Consider the following 2,632-nt stretch of genomic DNA (forward strand, 5'->3'; position numbering starts at 1 on the left):
CATTACAAAGAAAACACATTGCCCGAACCCCAGGCTGTTGTCCCACAAGTTAATGCTTATGCCGAGCCTGTAGAAGAAGCTTATGAAGAGTTTCAGCCAGAAGAAACCACAACCACAGAACAACCTATTGTACAGCCGTTGTCTGATTGGGACTTTACCCTGCCCAAGTTCAATTGTTCCCCTGGCGTTATCTGCCCTGACTGCGACGGTCATGGGTGCGGTAATTGTGGGTATCGGGGTACTCGTGCAGAAGACTTGTGTACGCCAGTGGACGGCTACCGACTGACTTATGTGGGACGCACTGACCTTCAGACGGCTGAAAACGTATATCTAGATGGAGAGTTTTTGGGAATAGTCTTCAAAGTCCGAAACCCTAATGAAGTCTGGGAAAACGACCCCAAGACTTACTATTGGCGCTGTGGCGATGGAGTACGGTATTGGAGCGTAAAAGAGGCTGTAGAAGGACTGTCCAGGGTAACTGCTCCGATTGAACTGCCGCAAGTTCGTCGGGAGTTGGTAGCAGCGTAAGAAAATTAGTAGGCGTGGCTGAATCAACGGTCGCGCCTGCTGTTTCGAGGAGTAGATAAAGTGCCATTGGCGTCAAGCGAGTATTGATGGAAAAGTTAGGTCAATAGCCCACCACCGAATCTGAAACAATCAAATATAGTAAACTGTCGCGCTCAAAAATGACCCAACAACCACACGATAAATTTGCCAAACAGTTTCTAGAAGAATTACTAGCTCCTTTTGGGGAAGTAAGAACGAATAGGGAAGTAACGGACGAAACTAGATTTGTTGATGTGTTATTTTTTCCAACACCAACATCCACTACTAATGCAGAAACTTTAGGATTATTGGGTAGAATTGCCGTATTAAATACCACTTTACTAGAACCGTTTCGCAATCAACCAAGTAAAACAGAAGTACGTAACTGTCTACAAAAATTATTTACTGTGATTGCAGACGCGCAACGTAAAGCCAACAGGGAAGACACAACAATAGCAGAGAACGAGCTAGCACAACTGTGGATTATTTCTCCAAGTGCTTCCAAAGCTCTGCTCAAGGCTTTTGGAGCTAAACTAGACTTAGACAATTGGATGAGCGGGGTGTACTTTCTGCCTGAAGGAGTAAGAGCAGCAATAGTAGCGATTAACAAGCTACCGCGAACTCCAGACACGCTGTGGTTTAGGCTGTTGGGTCGGGGAAAGGTACAAATTCAAGCAGTAAGTGAACTGGTTGCCCTTCCAAGCGAAAATCTTGTCCGCCGTAATGTTCTTGAAATGGTTTACAGGTGGCGTATCAGTGTAATGACACAAACAGATTTAACTGAAGATGACCAGGAGTTAATTATGAATTTAACAGAAGCTTATCAAGAAGCAAGAGCGCAAGCGGTACAAGAAGGGCAACGCCAAGTTGTAGAAAACTTGTTGAGATTCCGATTTGGTTCTGTGGATGAAGAACTTTCAAGAGTAGTCGAGAGTTTGTTGCAGTTAACACCAGATGACTTTGCGAGAATTTTACTGGAATTGTCTAGTTTATCGCGTGAAGAGTTGTTAGCAAGATTTGTTTCACACGGATAACTCAATAGTAAAAATAGCGAAAAGTATTAAGCGCTTTTGTATCAGCAAAAGCGCTATTTTATTGCTGATTTTAGCCTTCATCATTAGAAATCAAAGGCTACGCCAAAGCTGTATGAAAATACTTTTGGTACAAACAAATGAACCCTCAAGAAACATCAGACTTAGTTGCCTCTTTGATGAGGCAAGAAGAATTGCTCAAGCAGTTGATTGCCTCAATCAATCAACCGAAATTGGGACTACACAATGAAGCTGGCAGTTGCAAAATCTACTGCAATCGCCACAATGGTTCGCTGTGGTACATTATGGCGAACGGTGAACCAAGTGCTGTTGCTCAAAGTGCCTTAACTGGATATCTCAAAGAGTTACGCTTTGAAAAGTGTGAGCGGCGGGGTAAAGAAGTTCACAAACTGCTTGCTACAATCCAGGCTGACAGACTCTATATCTTGGAGTCAGGACATGATACACACTTTTCCAAAGGTTTGTTAACCGCAGTTTCTTTATTGACACCACAGCAACTTTATTCTCCCCTGACAATTCAACCACAGGCAGGAACAGACGAGAGTGTGTTGTTCTGTCGGGTGTGGGTAGGGTCTGAATTGGTGATTGCTAGTTATAACGAGCAGACCAATTGGCGAGAGGTCAGTAAACAGGCTAAAGCTTGTGTCAAGGCGGCGTCAGAAATGGTGTTTTAATTAGCTGTAAATAGGGCTTGGGTAACTGCGAGAAATTGCTCAAGTCTTATCTACAGCTAACTGTGCTGTGAAAAAAAAACCAGACTTTTCATCATCTCATCATCATGAATAAAAAAATCGTACTGCAAAACCAAAAAACTGGTGAAGTTATACAGACACAACGAGATGAGTCTTGCGTCTGGGTGTCTTTGGTCAATGAAAAATGGATGACTGAATGCGAGCTTCAACGTAATGGGTGGTTTGAAAAAAGTTAGCAACAATCAGCATCTTTATCTGTGAAAATTTTGCTGATTTAACCAATTAATCAAAGTAAAAGTAACGAAAATGCAACCAACAATTACTCTTCCACGAGGCTACAGA

2 protein-coding genes and 1 pseudogene are annotated in these 2,632 nt (G+C 42.9%); all 3 read left to right on the plus strand.

Annotated elements, in window-relative coordinates; genetic code table 11:
• Positions 1–528 (plus strand): annotated as a pseudogene (locus tag F8S12_RS20135) (hypothetical protein); the annotation flags it as partial.
• Positions 529–686: 158 nt separating this feature from the next.
• Complete coding sequence (locus F8S12_RS20140) at positions 687–1,580, plus strand: hypothetical protein (RefSeq protein WP_196517864.1); 894 nt, start codon at positions 687–689, stop codon at positions 1,578–1,580.
• 137 nt (positions 1,581–1,717) lie between these two features.
• A complete protein-coding gene (locus tag F8S12_RS20145) occupies positions 1,718–2,272 on the plus strand; it encodes a hypothetical protein (protein WP_196514344.1) in 555 nt (184 codons plus the stop codon).
• The last annotated feature ends 360 nt before the right edge of the window (positions 2,273–2,632 follow it).

It is taken from the genome of Nostoc sp. WHI (assembly GCF_015714725.1).
GTDB lineage: Bacteria > Cyanobacteriota > Cyanobacteriia > Cyanobacteriales > Nostocaceae > Nostoc.